We start from the raw sequence: 24,435 nt of genomic DNA, 5'->3' as shown, positions 1-24,435 counted from the left end.
GGCGGATCGATTGGCCGAAGCGTTGCGACGAAGACACTCTGCGGCGTGAAACGAGTACCGCTTCGCCGTGTTGTGAACGGCTGTTCAAAAGGGCTCGGCAGCGAGGCCTCCAACGCGAGTTGCGTAGCTGTACTGCACCGTGTCGAACGAACAATAAATGCCCGGCGTGCGAGCGCAGCAGGCGGGGGATCGGATGCAGACGCTGGAAGCGGAGATCGAGCGGCTGCTCGCCTATCCGCGGTTCGATCGCGTTGCGCGCCGCCTGGTCCAGGGATTCTTGGCGGTGCAGACCGCGGCGCCCCGGCTGGCCTCGCAGTTCTCGACCCAGCAGCGCTGGCTGATGTCGCATGCGGCGCTGTCCCGCTATTTCCGTGGGCTCGACCTCGGCCGGCCGGGATTGTCGCAGCGCGAGTTCATCGAGGAGGTTCTCGCTCATGGCCTGGCGAGCCGAAACACCGCTGCCTCCTTCTTCACCGAGGCGCTGCAATACGGGCTCGTCCAGCCGACCAGAATGCATGCCGGCTTGGCGGAGCCTGCGCCTTCGACCCTGTGGGCGCTGACGCAATGGTACGCCATTCATCTGACCGCGCTCGATTCACTCGATGATGGTGCCAGGACCTCGCGGTTGCAGGCGGCGGACGGTGCTCTCCTGAAGGGGATCGAGCCTGCCACCGCTGATGCTCTGCTGTCGTCCGCGGTGATCCGCGTGCCGCCGCCAGGCTATGCGGTGTTCGCCTCGGTCGACGAAGGCGGCAGCCTGATGGATCGGCTCATCGTGGGCGTCGACATCGCCGCGGCACGTGACGAGGAGAGGGAGTTGACTGACGTGACCTCTATCTCGGCGCTCGCCCGTCCCTTCAACCTCTCCCGGACACATGCCGGCCGGACGCTCGCGGCGGCGGTGGCGATGGGTAGCATCGGCTGGAGCGGTGTGCGCGGGCGCTCCCCGATCTGGCTGTCGCGAGGCTTCCGCAAGGAGTATGCGCGTTTCCAGGCGGCGAAGCTCGCCATTATCGGCGCAGCTTTCGCGCAAGCGACAGCGAGCTCGCCGCCAGAGTTTACGGACGAGAGCGCCGCCGGGGGGCTGTTTATGAAATCTCGGGTAGCGCGGCGTGCTGACCAGGGTTGAGAACCCAAACGCGTCGGTGCGGGCGATCGGCGAGCGCCTCGATGCCTTGCCGTTCTGCCGTCTGCGGCTTGCGCTCTTTGGCGTCCTGACTCTCGCTCTCTTCGCCGACATCGCTGAGGTCGCACTCGGCAACGCCCTGGGAGCCGTATTCCAGGCGCCGCCCCGCACGATGACGCAGGCCGAGCTGTCGCTGTTCCTCGCGGCGATCTTCGCGGGGGGCGCTGTTGGAGCCCCCGTCTTCGGCATGCTCGGCGACCGCTTCGGGCGCCGGCTCACATTGCAGCTGGCGCTGGTCGTGATCGCAGCCGGCTCGCTTGGCGCCGCGGCGAGTCAGCATCCCACGACGCTGATCGGCTTCCGCTTCCTGTCGGGCCTCGGCATCGGAGCCTGCCCACCGCTGATCGCCGCCTACATGGCCGATGTCATGCCGCCACGCTGGCGCGGCACCCTGTCATGCCTGTGCGCCGGCCTCGCCTTTCTAGGCGCACCAGCGATCATCTTCCTGATGCGTGCGGCGTCGCCAACGGCTTTTGGCCTTGAAGGCTGGCGTTGGGCTCTCGGCTCCGGTGCGTTCGTCGCCGTCGTCGCAGCGGGCCTGCTTGCGCTCTTGCCGGAATCGCCGCGCTGGCTTGCCGCCGCCGGCCGCTTCGCCGAGGCCGACGCTGCACTGCGGCGCTTCGGTGCGCGAAGCAAAGTGCCGTTGGCCACTTCGGACGGAGCTGGAAAGGCATCCCAAACGGCACTCGATCGCCCACAGACAGATCTGGGGCGCCGCCTGCTCCTGCTATGCACCCTCTATGCGCTCGCCCCCTGGGCGACGATCGGCTTTCCGCTGATGAGCGGGGCCGTAATGGTCGCGAAGCAGTTCAGCATCGGCGATTCCGTCATAGCGGCCGGCCTGATCATGTTCGGACCGGCACTGGGCAATCTGCTCGTCGCTCCGGTGATCGACCGGATCGGCCGCAAAGCCAGCCTGATCGGCGCCGCGGGTGCGATGGCTGCGCTGGGCTTGGCCTTTGCAGCCGCAACCACCTTCCTGCCGCTTGTCGCCCTCGGCATCGCCTTCGCGCTGGCCAGCGCCATCTATGCCAGCGTCCTTGCGGTCTACGCCGCCGAGATCATTCCAACCGAGCTGCGGGCCTCGCGGACATCCATAGCTTGGGGGGTAGGCCGCTTCATCTCCATCTTCGTGCCGTTGGTCTTTTTCGCGCTGATCCACCAGGTCGGAGCCTGGAGCATGTTCGTGCTGATCGCGGCGGCGTTGGGTCTCAGCGCAGCGCTGATTGCGGTCGTCGGACCACGGGGCCGATCGCAGCAGGCAGTCGCCTGAGACCGATCGGTGGGCCAATTCGGCGCCAAGGTGAACGGCTGTTCGCATTCGGCCCACCGCGCATTGATCAAAAGGGCCGATCGGGCAATATCCGATATGACCATTTTTGAAACTCGTATTGCGCAGTTTCGAGCAATTTGAGAAATCTGCGGCGTTCCGAGCACAGCGATCCTCTCGTTGAGCGACATGGCACGGCCGACAGGACATTGCGGATGAACTGGTCGGGCGACCTGTCGGTGAGAGGAGCTATCGCGGGGGCGAGGCGCCGGCGGCATGATTGGGGTAGGGGCGTGACAGCAGTGCACACATTGTTCGGTCCAGCGGTGCTGGGCGTGGCTCTCGCCATGGGCGCGGGCTCCGCCATCGCGCAGTCGACGGCTCCGAAACCCGGCAGTCAGCCCGCGCCACCGTCCACGCCCGCCGTCCAGCCGGTGTCGACGGAGCCCAGCAGCACCACCGCGAGCTTTGGCGACTGGACGCTGCGCTGCCAGCGCGTCTCGGACAATCCCAAGTCGGCCCGCATCTGCGAGGTCGCGCAAGTCCTGCAGAGTCAGGGGCAGCAGGCCCCGATCGCCCAGGTTGCCGTCGGTCGCGCAGCTGCCGGGGAGCCGTTGCGGGTTACGGCCGTGATGCCGATCAGCATCTCCTTCCCCAGCGTCGTGCAGATCGCCATCGGCGAGAAGGACGCAAAGCCGCTCGAGCTCGGCTGGCGGCGCTGCATTCCGAGTGGATGCTTCGCCGATGTGGCACTTGGCGATGAGATGATCAAGCAGTGGCGCAAGGCGAGCGAGCCGGGCCGGATCGTCTTCAAGGATGCCGCCGGGCGTGACCTGGCCTTGCCATTGTCGACCCGCGGTCTCGACCAGGCTGTCGAGGCCCTCGCCAAGGAACGGCTCTGATCATGGCCCGGCGGCGCGAGGCCCGTTCACAGACCGCAACCCGAGCCGACGGGGCGGTGTTGCGTCACATGACGGCTTCGAGCGAACGTCGCTCCGTTCTCGCTGCCCTGCGGCAGCGTTGCCTCGTCGGGCAGGCGATGGCGCTCGCTCTCTGGAATGCGCCCGCCTTCGCACAGAACGTCATCACGCCGGACGGACGCACGCAGACCAATGTCGCGGTCAGCGGCAGCACGACGACGATTACGACCAAAACGATTTCCGGCGGCGCCGGCTACAACTCGTTCTCGCGCTTCGAGCAGGGCGCCGGCTCGACGGTCAACATGCACCTGCCGCAGAACACCGGCGTGCTGGTCAACATCGTTCGCGATGGGCCGGTGGTCATCAACGGCATCCTGAATTCCTATCGGAACGGCCAGATCGGGGGCCATGTCTACTTCTCGGATTCGGCCGGCTTCACCGTCGGGCCGAGCGGCGTCATCAATACCGGCCGGCTGACGGTCAATACGCCGACACGTGAGTTCTTGGATCAGGTGATCGGTCCGGACGGCACCGTCAACGAGACGATGGCTGGCAGGCTCCGGGCGAACGACGTGCCGATCTCGCCCGATGGCAAGATCACCATTGACGGTGCGATCAATGCGCGGCGCGGCGTGTCGCTGAATGGCCATTCCGTCAGCGTCGTCGGGCAGATCAAGACGAACGCTGCTCCGGTCGACATTGCCGAGCGCCGCGAGCGGCATCGCACCGCGTTCTCTCAGAGCGTCAACACGGCCGGTCTCCGCCATGGCGGGGGCATGGTCGTCCGCAAGGGCGGCGGCATCGAGATCGTCGCCGCCGGCACTGTCAGCGTCTCTGGGCGGCTCAGTGCCGATGCGACGGCGCGGCGCGCCGCCGGCACCGTCACCGTCCGCTCGGGCAAGGGCACCACGATCGCGCAGACGGCGAAGATCACCGCCACGGGCGCCGCGCCCGCTCCCCTGCCGGCCGGGGCGGCTCCGCCCACCCCTGCGAACTCCATCCCTGTGAACACGGGGGACGGCGGCAAGGTCTCCATCACCTCCGACGCCGCGATCACGATCGCCCGTGGCGCGACGGTCGACGTCAGCGCGGCCCGCGACGTGGCTGGGAAGGGCGGATCGGCGATCGTCCTTGCCGGCACAAACCTCGATGTCGCGGCCGGCGCCATGTTCCGCGGCATGGCGGGCACGAGCGGGGATGGCGGCTTTATCGAGCTCAGCGCCAAGCAGACCGTCAGGCTCGGCGCCGTCGATGTCGACCTCTCGGCCCGCAAGGGCAAGGCCGGCCTGCTCTATATCGACCCGACCGATATTGTGATCGGGACCGGCGGCAACGCCAACATGATCACCAACGGCACGAACGTGCTGCTGGAGGCGACGAACAGCATCACCATTCTCGGCGACGGGATCATCGATACCCGCAACTTCAACCGTTCCGCCAATGGCGGGGTGCTTTCGGCTGCGAACCCCTCCCTCGGCAACTCCGGCAGCATCACGCTGGAGGCGCGACAGATCAACGTCGCCGGTCAATTGCTGGCCGGCGTCAGCCCCGGCAGCCTCTACACGGCCGGCGACGTCACGCTGAGCGCAAGCGCCTCCGATAGGCGCAATTCCGGCAAGGCGACGGCTGAGGCGACCATCGACGTCAGCGGCACGATCACCGGCCGTGACGTCAAGCTCCTGGCGGATGCGACCGGCATCTCCTCCTTTATCAATCCCGGCCCGGGCCTCGCGCTGTTCGCCGGGCTGACCAACCTGTCCATCCTGACCGGTCTCAATGGCGGTTATGTCGCGAGCGACATCACCGCCCGCGTTTCGGTCAAGAACGGCGCTTCGATCACCGCGACGCGCGACATCGTCATCAGCGCGACCGGGACGCAGGAAGCGACCCTGCCGGCCATCTCGGTCACGGCGGTGTCGCCGATGGCGGCCGCGGTGACCTATGCCGATCTCAAGGCGCGGGTGACCGCCGAGGTCGAGTCGGGGGCGTCGCTGACGATCGGCCGCAATCTGACGGTCGAGGCGAAGAACGAGGCGGCTTTGGGGGCGACGGCGCTCGCTGCGTCAGCCGGACAGACCCTGGCCGCCTTCGCCGTCGCGGTTGGCACCACCGACATCGAGACCAAGGCGATCGTCAGCTCCGGGGCGACTGTCACGGTCTCCTCCTCGGCGAGCAATGTCCGGGTCTCGGCGATCAACGAGAACACGTTCTCGACCTCGGCCACGGCGATGTCGATCAGCGGCGGCATGGTCGGCCTGTCCGTCGCCTATTCCGACGCCAAGGCGAGTGCCGAGGCGAGGCTCGGGGCCTCGCTCGGTTCGAGCAGCGGCCGGATCGGTAACGTCACGGTCGAGGCGATCTCGGACAACAGCAAGAACGCGACCTCCTCGGCGGTGACGCTCGGGCAGAACCTGATCATCGAGTCGCTCCAGGTCGCCAATGCGATGGAGACGCTCTTCGCCCCGCTGACCTCCCGGCTCGGCTCGCGCGAGATCGGCAAGTTCGGCAGCACGCTCACTTTGGCGAAAAGCGATCTTTCTGCGATCGCCTCGATCGCGGCCGATGCCGGCGGCCCGGCCCCGACGATCTACGCGACAAAGGCAGCCGTGGTCAGCGATGTCCGCGATTTCGCCCTGCGCGCCGCGGCCGATGCCGGCCTCAGCTCGAATTCGAAGAACCCGACGGCCGTCAATCCGGAAGCGACGGTCGCGATGTCGGCTGCCGTCGTGTACGGCGATTTCCGCCACACCTCGCGCGCCTCGATCGGTGCCGGCGTCACCGTCGACGCCAATCGCATCGGCGTCTCCGCGACGACCGCTGTGCCGATCGCCAATACCTGGACCGATTGGGGCGGCTTCGGCGAGACGCTCTCGCATCTGAACGGCACCTTCGGCGTCGCCGGCAACATCCTCACCAGCTATGCCAGCGCCACGGCGGAATCGAGCCAGCTCGGCCTCGCCGGCGCCGTCGACTACTACAAGATCGCCAACCAGACCGAGGCCTATGTCGGCCCCGGCGCGACCTTGCGGCAGAACAGCGGCCTCGGCTCCTGGGACATAGCGCTCGGCACTGGCGCGCTCCAGAGCTTCGACAAGGCCGTCACGGTCGCCGCCAGCACGAAGACGGAAACGATCGACGTCGCCGGCAACTACGGTATCTTCTCCGGGACCGGTACCTCCGGCGGCGCCGGGTCGGCAGTGGGTGGTGCCTTTGCCGATCTGCAGCGCGAGAGCCGTACCGTCGCGGCGGTCGGCGCCGGGGTCACGATCACCGCGCTCGAACTCGCGGTCACGGCGAAGACCGAAGACAAGATCTTCGTGCTCGCGCCGACCTCGGGCAAGGCTGCCGGTGCCTTCGCCGCCAACGGCATGGTCGTGCTGGTCGGCATCGACAATCACACGCTCGCTTCGATCAGCAACCAGGCGACGATCGACGTCACCTCGATCGATGTCACGGCCCGCCAGTTCATCTCGCTCTTCGCGCTGACCGGCGCCGTCACCTATGGCGGCGCCAACGCTATCGGCGTCTCGGTCGCGGCGCTCGACACGGCCGGGGTGACGCGAGCCTATATCGGCGACAACTCCGCCGATCTGTCCGGCGACCGTCTGGGCAATGGCTACGCACAAGGGCTGATCACCACCCGCTCGCTCGATGTCGAGGCGGTGACGGATGGGCGCATCACCGTCGCGTCGATCGCCGCGGCGATCTCCGACCCCAACGCCTCGAAGCTCAGCTTCTTCAAGGGCATCGCGGCCCAGGGCAAGGCCGATGCGGCGGTGCTGCGTTCCGGCGCAGGCAGCGGCATCAGCCTGACCGCGGCCGGCAGCGCCGCCGTCGCCACGACGACGCTGGGCACCTCCGCCTGGATCGATGGCGCGGTCGTGGTCGCCAAGGCCGGCGGCGCGGTCATCACCGATGTCGCGGCAACGAACGCCACGGTTGCCGAAGTGGCCTCCGGCTCGGCCGCCCTCAACCTGACCGGTGCCTCGAGCCCGCTCAGCGGCGCGCTTTCGGGTGCGGTCGCGATCGGCCTCTTCGACAACAGCACCGATGCCCGCATCGCCAGCACGACCATCACCGGGGCGGGCGACACCATCGTGCAGGCGCTGGCCGGCGGGCGCCAGACCGTGGTCGGCGTCAGCATCGCCGCCGCCCGCGCCAATAGCGGCGCGGCTGCGGTTTCGGCTGCAATCGGCATCATCACCGACAGCGTCAGCGCCCAGATCCGCAATTCGGCGATCAACGGCATTTCCGGGGCGTCGTCCGGCAACGACGTGCTGGTCAACGCCTATCGCGCCACGGATATCGGCATTGGCGGCGGCGCCGCCTATTTCGGCGCGCAGGCCGGCCTCGGCGTGGCGCTCACCTATGTCTCGATCGGCGACCCTTCCGGCCGGGACGCTGTGGCTGCGCTGATCACGGATACGTCCCTCTCGGCCGTCGACAAGCTGACTGTCGCGGCGCGGACCTCGAGCCGCATCGTCTCGAGCGCCATCGCCGGCGGTGGCGGCCCTGATTCGAACGGCCTGGCCGGCGCCATCGTCATCACCGAGATCAGCCCGACGACGCGCGCGGCCATCACGGATGGTTCGGGCGCCCCGTCGCGCATCGCGATGGACGGCGATGCCCTCGTCGTCGCCGACAGCGGCAAGGACGGCACGCTCGACGCCGCGCTGGATAGCCGGCTCGCCAACACCGATCCGGGTCAGATCGACTTCACCGGCAGCGCCACGAATGCGAACCAGGCTGCTAATCCCATCGGCGCCTCGATCATCGCCATTGCCGGCGCGGTCCAGGCCGGCAAGAACAATATTGGCTCGTCCTTCCTCAGCAATACGATTAGCCAGTCGCATATCGCGCTCATCGAGAACGTCGACCTGACGAGCTCGACCGGCGTCACCGTGCGTGCGCAGGACGGGTCGCTGATCACCGCCGTGGCGGTCGGCCTCGGTGTTGCGACCGGCCAGTTCGCCGGCGTGGCCTCGGTCGCGCAGCAGACGATCGATGCTGTCGTCAGCGCACGGATCAGCGGCGGCAGCATCATGAGCCGCGACGTTGCCGTGCAGGCGCAGGCCTCCTCGACGATCCGCGGCAGCGCCGGCTCGCTCGGCATCGGCATCGGCGCCGCGGCCGTCGGCCTTTCGATCGTCGAGAGCAGCATTGCCAACGATGTTGCGGCGGAGATCGACGGGACCCAGATTCGCGCCTCGCGCGACGTCGTGCTCACTGCCAGCTCGACGGCGACGATCGACACGATCGCCATCGGCATTGCCATGTCGCGCAATGTCGGCCTCGCCGGCTCGGTCGCCAACAACAGCGTCGCCACCGATGTCGGCGCGACGATCACCGATGCCGACATCATCGCCGGAAACAATCTCGGCGTGTTCGCCGCCAACACCGACCGGATCACGGTCTCGGCCGGCGCGCTCGGAGCCACCGCCGCGGCGCCCGGCGTCGCGGGCGGCGTTTCCGTCGTCAACAACACGATCGGCGGCGCGACTGCCGCCGCGATCGCAGGCAGCAGCGTCGATGCGCGTGCTGGCGGCACCGGCTCGCTGAGCTATGATGCCGGCCAGCTTCTCACCGCCTTCGATCTGAGCACGGCCAACGGCCCAAGCGCGGCGCAGCCTTCGCTGGCGATGACGGCACGCAGTGTCCATGGGCTCGGCGTCATCGCGACCTCGCAGCAATCGGTGCTGGCGAATGCGGTGACCGGCGGCGTCGCTGCCTTCCCGATCACCGGCGCGGTCGCGATCGTGCCGATCCGCAACGTGCTCGGCGGCAGCACGAGCGCCACGATCGACTCCAGCCAGGTCGACACCCGCCTGACCGGCACGGGCAGCGCCGCGGTCGCGATCGAGGCGGCAAGCCACTCCTATGCCGCGACCTTCATCACGGTCGGTGCGATCGGCGGTATCGCCGCCAGCGGCGCCAATGCCGGCACTGTGATGGAGCGCAGCACCAGGGCAGCGCTGACGCGTTCGACCACCGGCACCACGACCCCCGGCTACACCGGCCCCGGCGTCACTGCGCTCGACATCGCCGCGGCCTCCTCGCAATCGGCGGCGAGCAATGTGATCGGTTTCGCCCTCGGCCTCGGCGGCGCCGCGGCGATGGGTGTCGTCAACAGCTTTAACGCGTCGACAAGCGCCTCGCTGGATCAGGGCCTGGTCACGGCCGGGCGGGTCGGCGTCACCGCCGATAGCCGCAACGGCTTCTATGCCCGGACGGTCGCCGTGGGGATCGGCGGCGTTGGTGTCGGCAGCGCCTTCATCGTCGGCACCAGCCGCAATGCGACATTGGCGACGATCGGCGGCGGCTCCGGCCAGACGGTGCTCAACCTCAATGGCGCCCTCGCCGTGGCCGCAGCGAGCCGCAACGCCTTCACCACGCTCGCCGCAGGCGGTGCAGCCGGCGGCTTTGCCGGCGTCGCCGGCATGGTCAGCTTCGTCGATGTCGACAACCAGACGCGGGCGGGGCTTTACGGCACGACCGTCACGATCAAGCCGGGCGCGACGCAGACTGTCGGGGGTGTCACCAGCGCGGCGGGCGTCAGCGTCACTGCTCATGAGGCGACCAGCATCACGCCGACGACGGCCGCCGGTGCGACCGGCAGCATCGGTGCCGGCGCAGGCGCCAATATCGCCAGCCTCGACGGCCTCGTGCAGGCCGATATCCAGGGCTCGACCCTGGTTGCGCCGGGCACGGTTTCGGCCTCCGCCACCTCCGAGCGCGATGTCAGCGCGCTGACAGTGACCTATGGTGTCGGCGGTTCGGCCGGCATCGGGGCGGCAGTCGCCCTGATCTCGGTCGGCACCGGCGCGCCCTCGGGCGCATCGGGCGAGCTCACTGCCGGCGGCAGCGGCACGCTCTCCCGCATCGGCCAACTCACCGCCGGCAATGCCGATCTCGTCCTGAGTACCGCTGGGCTCGCCAGCTATCGCAGCTATCGTGGCGCCGCCGGAACGGCGATGAGCGAGAGCGAGCTGCGCGAAGCCGCGCGGACCGACTATAATCTCTTGCTGGCCAACGGCACTGTCTCCGGCGGCGCGTATACGTTGACCGATGCGGGTGTCACTGCGCTGCGCAGCAATGCGGCGACGGCGCTCGGTATCGCCAATCCATCCGACGCCCAGGTTCGCAGCTGGGCAGCGACGCGTTACGCGGCCTTCAGCGGCGGCGCGGTCAGCTATCTCCTCAGCGACACCGGCCTCAGCACCTATCGTTCGCAGGTGGTCGCGACGACCCCGGGCGCGAGCGACGACCAGGTCCGTAGCGCCGCCAACGACGCCTATGCCCGCCTGCTCGCCAACGGTACCGTCAGCGGCGGTGTCCTGACCTTGTCCACGGCTGGTCTCGAAACCTATCGGGCCGAGGCCAACGCCAGCCTTGGCCGTACGGCGACCGATGCCGAGATACGGAACTACGCCGCCCAGCAATACGGCTTCTTCACCGGCAATCGCAGCCGCATCGCGGCTCCGGCGGCGCAGAGCGCTGCTGCCCTGCTCGAAAGTGCCGGCTCCGCCACCACCGCCAGCGTCAGCGGCGGCAGCATCGTCAGCGGCGCCGTCTCCGTTTCGGCGCTATCGCGGACGAAGACGACCAATACCGCCAGCGGTGTCGGGGTGGGTGGTGGCGGCGTTGGTGCGGCGACCGCCTATACTGATGTCGGCGACAAGGTCTCGGCGCGTCTCGACCAGATCAGCGTGACCACTGGCTCCATCGCCGTGACCGCGAACTCGACTGACGGGACAGGCTCCGCCGCCCGGGTCGAAGCGACCGCGGGGGCCGGCGGTCTTGCCGCTGCGGCCGGCGCTGCCGTGGCCGACGGTGCGATTTCCAACCAGGTCACGGCGACGCTCGGCGGCACGCTGACCGTGACCGGCGCGACGAGCGTCAACGCGAACAACAGCCAGACCAGCCGGTCGGACGCATTCGGAGCCACGGTGGCGGGCGGTCTGGCGCTCGGTGTCTCGCTCGCGACGAGCAGAGCCGAGAGCACTGTTGCGGCGCGATATGCCAACGGCTCGAGCCTTACGGGCACCGGCCTCACGATCGGCGCGCAAAGCACCGGAGCGGCCCATGCCGCGGCCGTTGCCGGCGTCGGCGGCTTGCTCGTGGCCGGCTCGGGCGCGGCTGCGAATGCGACCGACAGCTCCAACGTCTCCGCGGTGATCGGCGCCGGCGCCAGGGCGAATGTCGGAACCGGCACGATCAGCGTCACGGCGACGGCATCGCCCGATGCGAAGGCAGCAGCCTTCGGCGTCGCGGTCGCCGGCGGCCTTGCGGTCGGCGTCGCCGTCGCCAAAGCCACTGTCGGCACGCAGGTACTCGCTGCGATCGAGGGCAATGCCAGCCTGATCGCGAGCCAGTTCACCGCCGGCCTCCTCTCGGTCACGGCGACCGGCTCGGTGTTCGGCACGGCTGCCGGTGATGCCGTCAGGCTGGCGGATTCGACCTCCGGCTTCGCGCGCGGCGGCTACTCCGCCGCCGCCTCGGCGGTTGCCGGCTCGGGCTCCTATTATGTCAGCGCCACCGGCACCGATGCGCGGGCGCGCAACACCAGTTCGGTGACGGCTTCGGTCGGCGACTACGTCCGCCTGCCGTCCGGCACGGTGACCATCACCGCGACGAACACCACGCTCCAGGCGGCCAAGGCGACTGGCATCACCGTCGGCGGGACGGGGGCCGTCGGCGCGGTCAACGCCCAGGCCGATGCCGCAACGACGACGACGGCCTCGCTTGGCGCCTCGTCCACCATGGTCGGGAGCGGCACCGGCAGGTTCACCCTGACCGCGACCGGGGAGGATACGCAGATCGTGCGTGCGGAGGCCGGCACTGGCGGCGGCCTCTATGCGGGCTCCGGCGCGACCGGCTCGACCTCCAACACCTCGGATGTGACCGCCTCGATCGGCGCCAATGCAGTGATCCAGACCGGGCTCGCGGCGATCGGCGCGAGCCACGTCGCGCGCTATGCCTCGCTAGTCGACAGCCTGCAGGCCACCGCGTTGGGCGCCAGCGCCGCGCTTGCCCGCAACAGCGCCAATGTCGACGTGCTGGTCTCGCTAGGCGCCAGCAGCCGGATCACCGCCGCTGGCCCGAATACCGCCGGCTGCTATCTGACGAGCTGCCTGCAGGCGATCTCGCTGACCAGCCGCAATGCGTTCACTCAGCTCGATCTCGGCGACTCCGTGCGCGCAGCCGCCGGCGGCGGCATCAACGGCGCCGGCGCGACTTCGCGGACGGAGATCGACGGCACGTCGAACGTCACGCTCGGCGACGGCACGACCCTGATTGCCGGCACAAATCCGATTGCTGCACCCGGCCCGATCCTGGTGCAGGCCTGGACGGAGTTGACGGGGAACGACACCGCGACGCTGACCACCGGCGGCCTCCTGCAGGGCGCGGGAGTGTCGGCGCGCTATCGCGCCGATGTCGACAATACAGTGACGCTCGGCAACAACGTCGTCCTGAACTCCTTCGGCGTCATCAATATCGGCACCTATACGCTCGCCGATGTCAGGGCGAACGCCTATGTCAGCACCTACGGGCTAGCCAGCGTCGGCCTCGCCGATGCCGACGTCACCATCCGCACCGACAACAAGGTGCTGATCGGCACGAACTCCGAATTGCTCGGCCTCTACGACGTCAACGTGACCGCCGGTCGCGACGGCTCCGGGCTACGGACGAACAGGCTTTCCGGCACGGCGACCGCGCTCGGCTATGTCCGCGGCCTGATCGCAGTGCCGGATGCCGACGCCTCGACCAACCTGCAGAACCATGCCCGCGTCGAGGTCGGCAGCGGCACCACCATCTCCAGCGCCCAGAACGTCACGCTCGGCGCCTATGACGGCGTGCTCGACGCCGATGCCGATGGCACCGGCCACGGCTACCAGCTCTATTTCATTCCGGTCACCTCCGGCTCGAGCAGCCCGGGCCGGTCCTCGACCTCGACCTTGGTGATGAACGGCACCGCGACGGCCGGCATCTACAACACCCAGCGCGTCGAGATCGGCTGCGGCGTGAACGCCTCGGTGCAATGCGGGCCGAATGAGACTCCGACGATCCGCTTCATCAGCGGCGCGCCGGTGACCGCCAGCTACACCACAGCCTTCGACCCCATCGCCTACATCAATGCCCGCTACGATGCTGCGGTCGCGAGCACGCTGATCTCCGGTGTCAGCTCGGCCCCGGTCAAGGCGGTGCGGCTCAGCCAGCTCTATGCGGCGGGCGGCAACGTCTTCGTCAATGCCAGCACGGTTCAGGGCAATGGTTCACTGATCGCCAATGGCGGCCCGTCGATCACCGTGATCAATCGCAGCGCCGCCTATCTCGTGCTCGACGGCGGCGCCTATATCCCGGAATCGACCGGCGGCCAGATCGTCGGCTCCAGCGGGTCCCTGACACGCCAGAGCAATCCGGACGCGACGCCGAGGATCATCATCGACAATGCCTATGGCGGCCAGCTCGACGCCAGCGGCAACGGGCCGGCGCTGCTGATCGCGGGCGATCTCACCAATCTCGGCGGCCTGGTCTCGATCAACAATACGCTTGGCTCGTTCGGCTTCTCCGGCCAGCGTATCGACGCGCTGCAGTTCAATGCGACCGTGCCGAACGGCGCGGTCGCGGTCTCGTCGAACGGGCCGAACGGCATGTACACGCCCGGCGCCTCGCCACAGGCTGAGTATGGCTCCTATATCTACTATCCGGGCGGCAGGCCGGGCTCGACCAGCTTCAACGCCGATGAAGCGGTCATCGCCGCGGCCAACGCGCTCGCAGCGGGGCAGGGCGCGACCGACCTGAACTACTTCCTGTATGGCAGGCAGAGCGAGGGCGCGACCCGCAACTTCTCGATGCAGTTCTTCGGAAATTGTGCCGGCTACATCGCCGATTCCGGTTACAACTGCACCGGCGGCTATGACATGGGCAACAATATCCGGTTCATGGTCATCCCGATGGTCCCGACCTACCGGGAGAGCAATCCGGTCGCGCAGGGCGGTGGCACGCAGATCTACGGCGCCCAGGTCGCGATCAAGGCGACGACGATCAACGTCAACGCCTCGATCGAGGCGGGGCGGATCACCAACTGGTCTGGCAATATCGGTGGGAACGTCGGCGATATCCTGCGCGGTTCCCGTCAATCCTGGCTCGATGCCGGCTACACGACAGTGAGCCTGGCCAGCATCTTCGGTGGAGGCTGGTCGGCCGCCGGCGCGGCCCCGGTCTCCTACGATCTCGTCAACGACCGGCTGGTCATGGCCGACGTCAACGCCTCCTCGGGCGGTGGCTCGGTGCTGCTCGACGGTCAGATCATCAGCACCAACACGCTCGGTCGCATCAAGATCAATGGCGGCTTCGGCGATGTCAGCGTCAACAACCAGTCAGGGCTCGATTTCGTCGTCAACCGCATCAACACCGGCACGGCCGCAGGAGTGAACGCCAGCGTCAGCAAGATCACGATCGTCGACCGGCTCGTCACCTCCGGCGCGAACACGACCGTCTACGCCTACACGCCCGGCTCCGGCATCGCAGTCTACAAGACGCATAATGGTGCGCAGCCGACCTTGAGCGGCGTCGGCGCCTCGACGCCTGTCGCCTTCATCTCCGGCGACACGACGAGCTACAATCCCGTCACGGGCACGCGCTATGAGTGGACCCAGCAGGCCATCCTACAGAAGGAAGGCTTGACCGAGGCAAACCGCAACCAGCGCGACATCCCGGGCGTCTACTGGCGCTTCGATTCAGGCACGTCGGGCAACCCTTGGGTCTATGTCGACGCCCAGTCGCCGAGCACCAATCCGGGTCAGGACTGGGGGTACTGGTGGTCGCGCAGCGCACAGGCTCCAAGCGCGACGACCGTGTCGGGCCGCCTGACGAACGACACCAGTCTGACCAATGTCGGGTTGACGCAGGAGATCACCGGCGGCCAACTCGACTTCATCCACAACTCGGCAAGCTATGGCGGCTGCAACGGGCAAGCGATCAATCACTGCGACCGCGACTTCGTCGCCCAGCCCGGGGCATCGCAAGCGCAGTGGGCCTACAACTATGTAACCCGGGCCTTCGTCCAGGTCACCGCTTCGGTGAAGGCCGACAATCCGTTCGCGGTCAGTTTTGCCGGCAACGCGGCCGGCCGCGTCAGCATCACCTCTAACAGCTCGGTCATCCAGCAGGGCAACATCGTCAATCCGAGCGGCACGACGACGATCGTCGCCTCGGGCGGCAGCTTCACCCAGGTGGCGAACGCCACGATCCTCAGCAACAACCTGACGCTGACCGCGCGCGATTCGATCGGCACGCAATCGTCGGCGATCCGGGCTACGCTCACCCCGGGTGCGCAGCTCGACGCCAGGACTGGCAGCGGTGGCATCAATCTCGACATCACCGGCAGCGCCCGGGTTGTCGCCCTGCGCGCCGACCAGACTCCGGGCGCTTACGGCAACATCAACGTGCGCGCCACCGGCAGCCTCGAGGCCGTGGCCACGGGATCGACGAACATCGTCGGCCGCAACATCACGCTGGTGAGCGACGAGGGCAGCATCGGCTCGCTCTCGAACCTGATGACGATGCGCGCGGTCGCAACGCAGCTGCCGAATGGCAGCTATGTCGATGGTGTCGTCAGCCTCACCGCCCGCGGCGATATCGGCATCTCTCAGGTCGTGGGCGATCTGCGCGTCGGGCAGATCGAGAGCAAGGCCGGCGATGTCCGCATCGACGTCGTCGCCGGCAGGCTCGTCTCGGCCTCGGGACAAACAGCGGCGCAGGCGCTGAGCGCCGACCAGCTCTCGAAGGTCTCGCGTGCGCTGAAACTCACCGCGGCGGATGGCGCCGCTGCCGCCGCCCAAGGCAGTATCACTGCGTTCGAGAAGCAGGTTACGCAGACCTACGCCCAGTATTCCGCGCTGCTCCGCGACGGTAGCGTCGCCATGGTCGACACCAACAATGACGGGGTGCCGGACAAGCGCGTCTTCACGCTCAACACTGCCGCTATTCCGCTCTATCAAGCCTTCGCGGATGCCGAGCTCGGGCGTACGGCCGGGACTGACGAAGTCGCGGCCTATGCCGCGCGACGTTACGCCGCCTATTCGGGCGTCTTCGAGTCCGCCTATGGCGGCGGCTGGGCGGATCAGGCTCGATTCAACCCGGCGACGCTCGAGAGCAATTACAGCTTCAGCGTCAATGGTGCGGGTGTCGCTCCCGGCCTTGCCAACCGGATCGCTGGCGATGCGGTCTGGACCGAGCGGCAGCTCGTCTCGGCGATCAATACCTCGGCGCTGCAGCCGGACCCGGGCGTCGTCGGCAATGGCCGGGCGCTGGTCATCGGCCACGACGTCACGCTGAACACCGCCGGCAGCATCGGCTCGCTCGCGCCGGATGTGCAGGTTGCGCTTGCGGACATCCGCAGTGGCTCGGTCTCGAATGCCCAGCTCGCCGCGCTCGCGGTTGCGACCACGCCTGGCACGGTCAAGCTCGTCGGGCAGCGGCAGGACGGCAGCCTCGTCGAGGTCACCGATCTCAACAACGTCCCGAACGGCGTCACGCTCGTTCGCGTCGACGTCAAGCAGACCGCGCCGCTCTTCATCAATGCGACCGGGACGTTCTCCGCCTCGGCGCAAGGGGACGTCTATGTCCAGTCGACGGGGGCGCCGAACTCGGCCGGCGGTACACTGACGATCGGGCGCATCACCGCGACGGGCACGGTCAATCTGCAGGCGCCGCAGGCGATCGTCGCCGGGACGCAGGCGGACGGCACGACGCCGCGCAACCCGGTGCAGATCCAGACCAATGGCGATCTCGTGCTGGTCGCGGGCGGGGGCGGCATCGGTTCCGCCGCGACACCGCTGACCTACCAGATCGGCGGCAGGCTGGTCTCCGCCTCTGCGGCCGCCGGCGATGCCTATCTCGTCGCCAATGCCGGCAATGCCGAGATCGGCCGCATCTTCGCGTCCGGCACCGCCTCGCTGACCGCGCGGGCCGGCGGCATCCAGGGGTATCTGCCGGGCGTCGCGATCTCGGCGAACTCGATCCGGCTCAGCGCGACCGGCAATGTCGGCTCGGCCAGCGCCGCACTCGGCCTGCGGGTCGGCGCCGCCGGTGAGATCTCCGGCACCGTCGGCGGCTCCGCCTGGCTCTCGGGCCCGACCGTGGCCGGCCAGACGCCGACCGCCTTCCGTATCGGAGAGCTCGCGGCGACAAACGGGCTCGACATCGTCGCCGATGGCGAGATCGACATCCTGCGCAATGTGCACTCCAGCGCCGGGGCGGCGTCCCTGGTCGGCGCCAGGATCACGATGGCGAGCGGCGCGGAAATCAGCGCCGCGGGCCGCGTCAGCCTTGCCTCCAACAGCGCCATCGTGCTCGGGCGGGTCGCCAGCACGCTCGCTGCTCCTGCCGGCGGCACCTCGATCGCCCTGACCGCGACGGGCACGATCATCGGCAACGGCGATAGCGGCCCCCTGCTCGACGCTTCCCAGGCAGGTGGCGTGGTCTCGCTCTACGCCGGAAACGGCATCGGCACGGCGAGTGCGTCACTCGCCTTCGCTGCCCCCATGATCACTGCGCGCAGCCTGAATGGCAGCGTTTATCTTTCAACGGTTGGCGCCACTCATGCCACCAGTCTCACCGCGGATGCAGGCGCGGTCACGCTGAGCGCTGGCGGCGATCTCGTCCTCGACACGGTCGCGAGCAACGCGGGTGCGCGGCTCTCGACGAGCAATGGCAGCCTGACGCTTGGAACACTCACGGCCGGTGGTGACAGCGCGCTTTCGGCGAGTGGTGCGATCGCAATTGCCTCCGCCACGACGACGGCCGGCGATCTTTCCATCGCCTCGACCGGCGCCGGTATCGTCGCCGCCAGCATCGATGCTGCCGACGATGCGACACTGATCGCTGCGACCTCGATTTCGGTCACGACCGGCCTGACGGCGGGTGACGTGGCCAATGTCACCGCTAGCGGCGGAACGCTTGCCCTCGCCAACCTGAGCGCCGGCGCGAGCTCGATATTGACGGCTTCGGGTGCAGTTACGCTGGGGAGCGCCGCTACCACCGCGGGCGATCTCTCCGTGACATCGACGGGCGCCAGCATCGCCGCTGCGAGCATTGAGGCCGCCGGTGCCGCGACACTGGCTGCTGCGACCTCGATCTCGGTCACGACCGGCCTGACGGCGGGCGGTGCGGCCAATGTCACCGCTAGCGGCGGAGCGCTCGACCTCGCCAGCCTGAACGCCGGCGCGAGCTCGGTGTTGACGGCGTCGGGCACGGTCACGCTCGGCAGCGTCACCACGACGGCCGGCGATCTTTCCGTCACTTCGACGGGTGCGGGCATCACTGCCGCAAGCATCGACGCAGCGGAGGATGCGACGCTTGCCGCAGCGACCTCGGTTTCGGTGACGAGCGGCGTGACGGCGGTCGGCGCGGCCAGCATCACGGCTAGCGGCGGCGCGCTGGGTCTCGGCAGCTTGAGCGCCGGCGCGAGTTCGTCGCTGACGGCCTCGGGCGCTATCACGCTCAGCAGCGCAGCGACAACGGTGGGTGATCTTGCGATCACCTCGACCGGCGCCAGCATCAGTGCCGTGAGCATCAACTCCGCCGCCGACGCGACGCTCGCTGCCGCGACCTCTATCTCGGTGACAAACGACCTGACGGCGGGCGGCACAGCCAGCTTCACCGCCAGCGGTGGGACGCTCGATCTCGCCAGCCTGAGCGCCGGTGCAAGCTCGACAGTGACCGCGTCGGGTGCGGTCACGCTCGGCAGCGCCACAACGACGGCAGGTGATCTTTCCGTAACGTCGACGAGTGCCGGCATCACCGCCACAAGTATCAATGCAGCCGAAGATGCGACACTTGCCGCAGCGACTTTGCTCTCGGTGGCGAATGGAGTGACGGCGGGCGGCGCGGCGAGCGTGACGGCCAGCAGCGGGGCACTCGGCCTCGGCAGCTTGAGCGCCGGCGCGAGCTCCTCGCTGACCGCTTCGGGGGCGATCACGCTCGGCACTGCGACGACGACGGCGGGTGATCTCGCGATCACCTCGACGGGCGCGGGGATCAGCGCCATGAGCATCGATGCGGCCGATGACGCGACGCTTGCTGCAGCGACCTCGATCTCGGTGACGAATGGCGTGATGGCGGGCGGCGCGGCCAGCGTAACCGCCAGCGGCGGGACGCTTGGCCTTGGCAGCCTGAGCGCCGGCGCGAGTTCGTCGTTGATGGCATCGGGTGCGATCACACTCGGCACTGCGACGACAACGGCGGGGGATATTTCCGTTACCTCGACGGGCTCGAGCATCGCGGCCACCAGGATCAATGCCGCTGACGCAGCCAGGTTGACCGCAGCTACCTCCGTCTCGGTGACGAATGGCCTGACAACCGGCAGCGTGGCGAATGTGACTGCCAATGGTGGGCCGCTCGCAATCGACAGCGTGAACGCGGGAGCAAGTTCGTCTCTGTCGGCTTCGGGGGCGATCACCCTTGGTAGCGCGATTACGACCGCAGGCGACTTCTCTGTCACGTCGACCAGCGCAGAGATCATCGCCGCAACCGTCAATGCTGCCGGAAACGCAACCCTCTCGGCTGCGACCTCGGTCTCGGTGACGAGCGGCGTGGTTACGGGCAGCGGTGTCAACCTCTCGGCCAATGGCGGAACGTTGACTGTCGCTCAGTTGAATGCCGGTTCGAGCTCGACGCTGACAGCTTCGGGCGCGGTCACTCTCGGTACCGCGACGACAACCGCGGGCAGTCTGACCGTCGTTTCGACCGGCGCTGACATCGCTGCCGCCAGCATCTCCTCCGCCGGGGACATGTTGCTTTCGGCAGCGAGCTCGATCTCCGTGACCAATGGCCTGATGGCGGGTGGTGTCGCGACCGTCGACGCCAGTGGCGGGACGTTGGATATCGACAGCCTGAGCACAGCCGGAGCCGTTCTATCCGCTTCCAATACTGTCACGTTAGGCAGCGCCACGACGACAGCAGGCGATCTTTCCGTCGTCTCGACCAGCGCCGGCATCGTCGCCGCCAACATTGACGCTGCCGACGATGTGACCTTGACAGCCGCGATCTCAGTCTCGGTGACGAATGGCGTGACGGCGGGCGGTGCGGCCAGCGTTACCGCCAGCGGCGGGGCGCTCGATATCGGCCGCGTGAGCGCGGGCGCGAGTTCATCGCTGACGGCATCGGGCGCGATCACGCTGGGCACTGCGACGACGGCGTCGGGCGATCTTTCCGTCACCTCGACGCGTGCTGGCATCGTCGCCGCGAGCATCGACGCGGCGGAAGATGCGACGCTTGCTGCAGCGACCTCGGTCTCGGTGACCAACGGTGTGACGGCAGGCGGCGCAGCCAGCGTCACCGCCAGCGGCGGGGCACTCGGCTTGGGCAGCCTGAGTGCCGGCGCGAGCTCCTCGCTGACGGCATCTGGTGCGATCATGCTCGGCAGCGCCACCACGACGGGTGGCGATCTTTCTGTCACCTCGACGGGTGCGGGCATCACTGCCGCAAGCATCGACACAGCGGAGGATGCGACGCTTGCCGCAGCGACCTCGGTTCTGGTGACGAGCGGCGTGACGGCGGGCGGCGCGGCTAACGTCGCAGCCGGCGGCGGGGGCCTCGCCATCGATACGTTAAGCGCAGGGGCGAGTTCGTTCTTGTCCGCTTCCGGGGCGATCACGCTGGGGCGCGCGGAAACAAGCGCGGGCGACCTCTCTGTCATTTCCACGGGGGCTGGGATTCTTGCGGCGACCGTCAACGCCGCCAGAAGCGCGACCCTTGCGGCTGCGACCTCGGTCTCGGTCACGAACGGGTTGAGCGCGGGGCGCGGCGCCAACCTCTCGGCCAATGGCGGAGCCCTGGCGGTTGATCAGCTGAATGCCGGAGCAACCTCTACGCTGACGGCTTCGGCGGCGATCACGCTTGGCAATGCGAGAACGACAGCAGGCGATCTCGTTATGACCTCGACGGGTGCCGGCATTACCGCGGCGAGCATCGAGGCAGCCGAAGATGCGATGCTGACCGCTGGGGCCTCGATCTCGGTGACGAACCGCCTGACGGCGGGCGGCACGGCGAACGTCACTGCCAATGGCGGGACATTGGGGATCAATACCCTGAGCGCCGCGAGCGCGAGCCTGTCCGCTTCCGATGCCGTAACGCTGGGCAGCGCCAGGGCGACGGCAGGTGATCTCGCCATAACCTCGATCGGCGTTGGCATCACCGCCGCCACCGTCGATGCCGCGGGCACGACGACGTTGCGGGCCGCGACGGATCTGTCGATCTCGCAGCTCGTTGCCGGCGCTTCGGCGCGGCTCTCAGCGGGCGGTTCGGTCATCGTCGGTAGCCTCAATGCCAGACACGACCTTGCTCTCGCGGCCGGTGAAAACCTCTCGCTCGGCACCGGGCGGGCGCGTTCGGGTGCGGTCTCGCTCATCTCCCAGCGCGGCGATATCCGGGTCGACCTGCTCGAAGGCGCCGGCACCGTGACCAGCTCGGCACTCGGGAACCTTGCTTTCGGCACGGTGCGCAGCGGAACGGACATCCTGCTCCAGTCCTCGGCCGGAACGATCCGCAGCGGAGCGCTGACCAGCGGGCGCGATATCGGCCTGCAGGCACGCAGCATCATCTTCGATCGCCTCGATGCCGGCCGCTCGGCCTCGCTCGCCGCCGAGGGGGATATAGCCGGCAGGCTTGTCGTTGCCACCGATGCGCTGGTACTGCAGGCAGGCCGCAGCGGCCACGGCTCGATCGCGATCGAAACCGGCGCCGCGCGTAGTGCCAGTGCCGCGGCCGACGAGGTCAAGCTCGGGCGGTTCGGGGCGGGCGACAGCATCGTCATCCTGGGCACGCGCATCGCCGCCGACATCGTCCAGCTTCCAGGCGGAGCGGGGCTGCCGCTCAAGCTCGACATTGCCGGCTTGCGCGAGCGCACCGCCCAGACGGTCGACCTGCGCATCGATACCGATCGTTTCCGGATCGGTCGCTTCGAGAGCATCGACGGTATGCTCACCACAACCTCGAACGACTTCGCGATTGCGGAAGCCTTCGTCCCCGGCGCCTTGCGGGTGGCGACACCGATCATGACCATCCTCGCCAATAACCGCAGCCTTGCTCCGGTGCCCGGTTATGATGTCCAGCTCTATCAGCGGGATCGGGGCTTCTCGCTGTCCGTCAACGGCAAGCGGCTGGCGACGAGCGCCTTCATCGTCGGGCTCGACTCCGATGTCGCCGATGCCCCGGAGGCGATGCATCTGGGCCGCGATCTGGCGCGGCTTGGCACTCTGTTGCCGAACGGGCTGTCCTTCGGCGAGATCGCCCGCGGCTTCGTTATGGGCACGGATGGCCGCTGGCGCAGCACGGGCTCCGACGAGCCTGCCACGACCGCCAGCACAGGCGCTCCGCCCAAGCCGATCGTCAATCTCGCTGGTTTCGAGGAGCAGCCTTGAACCGAGCAAGACGCGTTGCCGTCGGTTGTGTTCTAACTCTCGCGGCGGGCTTCGCCGCGAGCCCTACGCTTGCGCAGGTCCTGCCGCAGACCCTGGAGAACGAGGCTGCGCGCCAGCGGCGCGAGATCGAGCGCCAGACCGCACCGCCGCGTCAGCGCGGTCCGGGCGTGGTGGCGCCTACACCGGGGCCAAGACTCGAATTCCCCGCCGGCGGCGCGACCGTGGTGCTCACGCGGGTCGACTTCGACGCATCGAAATTTATCAGCCAAGCCGAGCTCGATGCTATCCGGTCCCGCTATCTCGGCAAGCGCGTCGATCTCGCCGCGATCGGCAAGCTCGTCCAGGAGGTCAACGACCTCTATGCCGCGAAGGGCCAGATCACGGCGAGTGCCGTGCTGCCGCCGCAGAAGCTCGACGGCGGCGTGCTCAAGGTCAAGCTCGTCGAAGGTCGGGTCGGCAAGGTCGGCATCAGCGGCGCCGTGCAGACTTGGCCCTGGTATGTCCGTTCGCAGGTGCCGATCGCGGAGGACGATGTCGTCGATGCGCCGGCGCTCAATCGCCAGGTCTCGATTTTCAACCGCCTCAATGAGTTGCAGATCCGGGCCCAGCTTGCGGCAGGCGCGGCCTTTGGGCTGACGGATGTCGAGCTCTCGCTGACCGAGCCGCTGCGCAACACCGCCCAGATTTCCTATGACAATCAGGGCGTGCTCTCGACCGGGCGTTATCAGGGCACGCTGTTCCTGCGCCACCACAATCTGCTCGGGATCGACGACAAGCTGGTGCTCTACGGCTCGCGTGCACGCGGCAGCATCCTCGGCAGCGGCAGCTATACAATTCCCGTTTCGCCCTGGGGCACGCGGCTGGGCGTGACCTATACGCGTTCGGCCTATCGCATCGTCGGCGGCTCCATCCGTGAACTGCGCCCCGAGGGCATATCCGAGAGCGGGGCGTTCACGCTTTCGCAGCCCATCTTCGCCACCGACACCATTTTGCTGCAGGCGACGGGCGCACTCGGCCGCGGGCGCGGCCGCAGCAAGCTCCTCGACATTTCCACGGTCGACACCAACTACATCAAGACCTCGGCTGGCGGCTTACTGACTGTGAACCTGCCGAACCTCACGCATTCCACGAGCGTGAACTGGACGCAGGTGGCGCATGAGGACACGCTGGCGGGCAGCAAGCGCAACTACACGATCTGGACCGGCAACAGTGCCTCGCTCTGGCGCATCACCGATGATATCTACGGCTCGCTCGTCGGGGCCGGGCAATACACCGCCGAATCGCAACTGCCGGGTGACCAGATATTCCAGATCGGCGGCCCGACGACGGTTCGCGGCTATCCGATCGGCAGCGCCTTCGGCAATTCTGGCTTCTACGGCCAGGCCGAGCTGCACTACGCGCTGCCCGAGCCGCTGAAGCTCGAAAGTTTCGTCTTCCTCGACCACGGCCAGACCTATCTCAACGGCGCGCGGGTGACGCACGCCACCTCGGTGGGCGCGGGCCTGATCTGGCGCCCACTCGAATGGGCATCGCTCGAAGGCGGCGTCGGGCGGCCGCTCCAGCGCGTTTCGGCTGCGCAGCGCGACGTCGAACTCTATTTCCGGCTCACTTTGCGCGCGAGCATCTAAGCTT

Annotated in this window: 5 protein-coding genes; all 5 read left to right on the top strand. The window is 68.0% G+C overall.

Going from position 1 to position 24,435, the window contains the following annotated elements; translation table 11 throughout:
* Window positions 1-157: 157 nt before the first annotated feature.
* Entirely contained in the window at window positions 158-1,129 is a 972-nt protein-coding gene (locus BLM15_RS18235; protein ID WP_126114083.1) for a hypothetical protein, read from the top strand.
* Window positions 1,113-2,459, top strand: a complete 1,347-nt coding sequence (locus tag BLM15_RS18230; RefSeq protein ID WP_126114082.1) for an MFS transporter — start codon at window positions 1,113-1,115, stop codon at window positions 2,457-2,459. Before BLM15_RS18235 ends, BLM15_RS18230 begins: the two co-directional genes overlap by 17 nt.
* Window positions 2,460-2,749: 290 nt before the next feature.
* Window positions 2,750-3,358: an invasion associated locus B family protein gene (locus BLM15_RS18225; protein ID WP_236846344.1), complete on the top strand. Its 609-nt coding sequence runs from the start codon at window positions 2,750-2,752 to the stop codon at window positions 3,356-3,358.
* Between the two features lie 68 nt (window positions 3,359-3,426).
* Window positions 3,427-22,803 carry a leukotoxin LktA family filamentous adhesin gene (locus BLM15_RS18220; protein WP_164547562.1) on the top strand — a complete coding sequence of 6,459 codons (19,377 nt, stop codon included), beginning with the start codon at window positions 3,427-3,429 and terminating at the stop codon, window positions 22,801-22,803.
* Window positions 22,800-24,431 carry a ShlB/FhaC/HecB family hemolysin secretion/activation protein gene (locus BLM15_RS18215; RefSeq protein WP_126114079.1) on the top strand — a complete coding sequence of 544 codons (1,632 nt, stop codon included), beginning with the start codon at window positions 22,800-22,802 and terminating at the stop codon, window positions 24,429-24,431. The genes BLM15_RS18220 and BLM15_RS18215 overlap by 4 nt, the downstream gene beginning before the upstream one ends.
* Window positions 24,432-24,435 lie beyond the last annotated feature (4 nt).

Source organism: Bosea sp. Tri-49 (assembly GCF_003952665.1).
In the GTDB taxonomy this organism is placed as follows: Bacteria; Pseudomonadota; Alphaproteobacteria; order Rhizobiales; family Beijerinckiaceae; genus Allobosea.
This window is presented reverse-complemented; position numbering and strand designations above follow the sequence as displayed.

What these genes read in the sequence shown, in the direction of transcription:
- BLM15_RS18235 (WP_126114083.1), top strand. Translation starts at nt 158, where the DNA reads ATGCCCGGCGTGCGAGCGCAGCAGGCGGGGGATCGGATGCAGACGCTG.
- BLM15_RS18220 (WP_164547562.1), top strand. Translation starts at nt 3,427, where the DNA reads ATGACGGCTTCGAGCGAACGTCGCTCCGTTCTCGCTGCCCTGCGGCAG.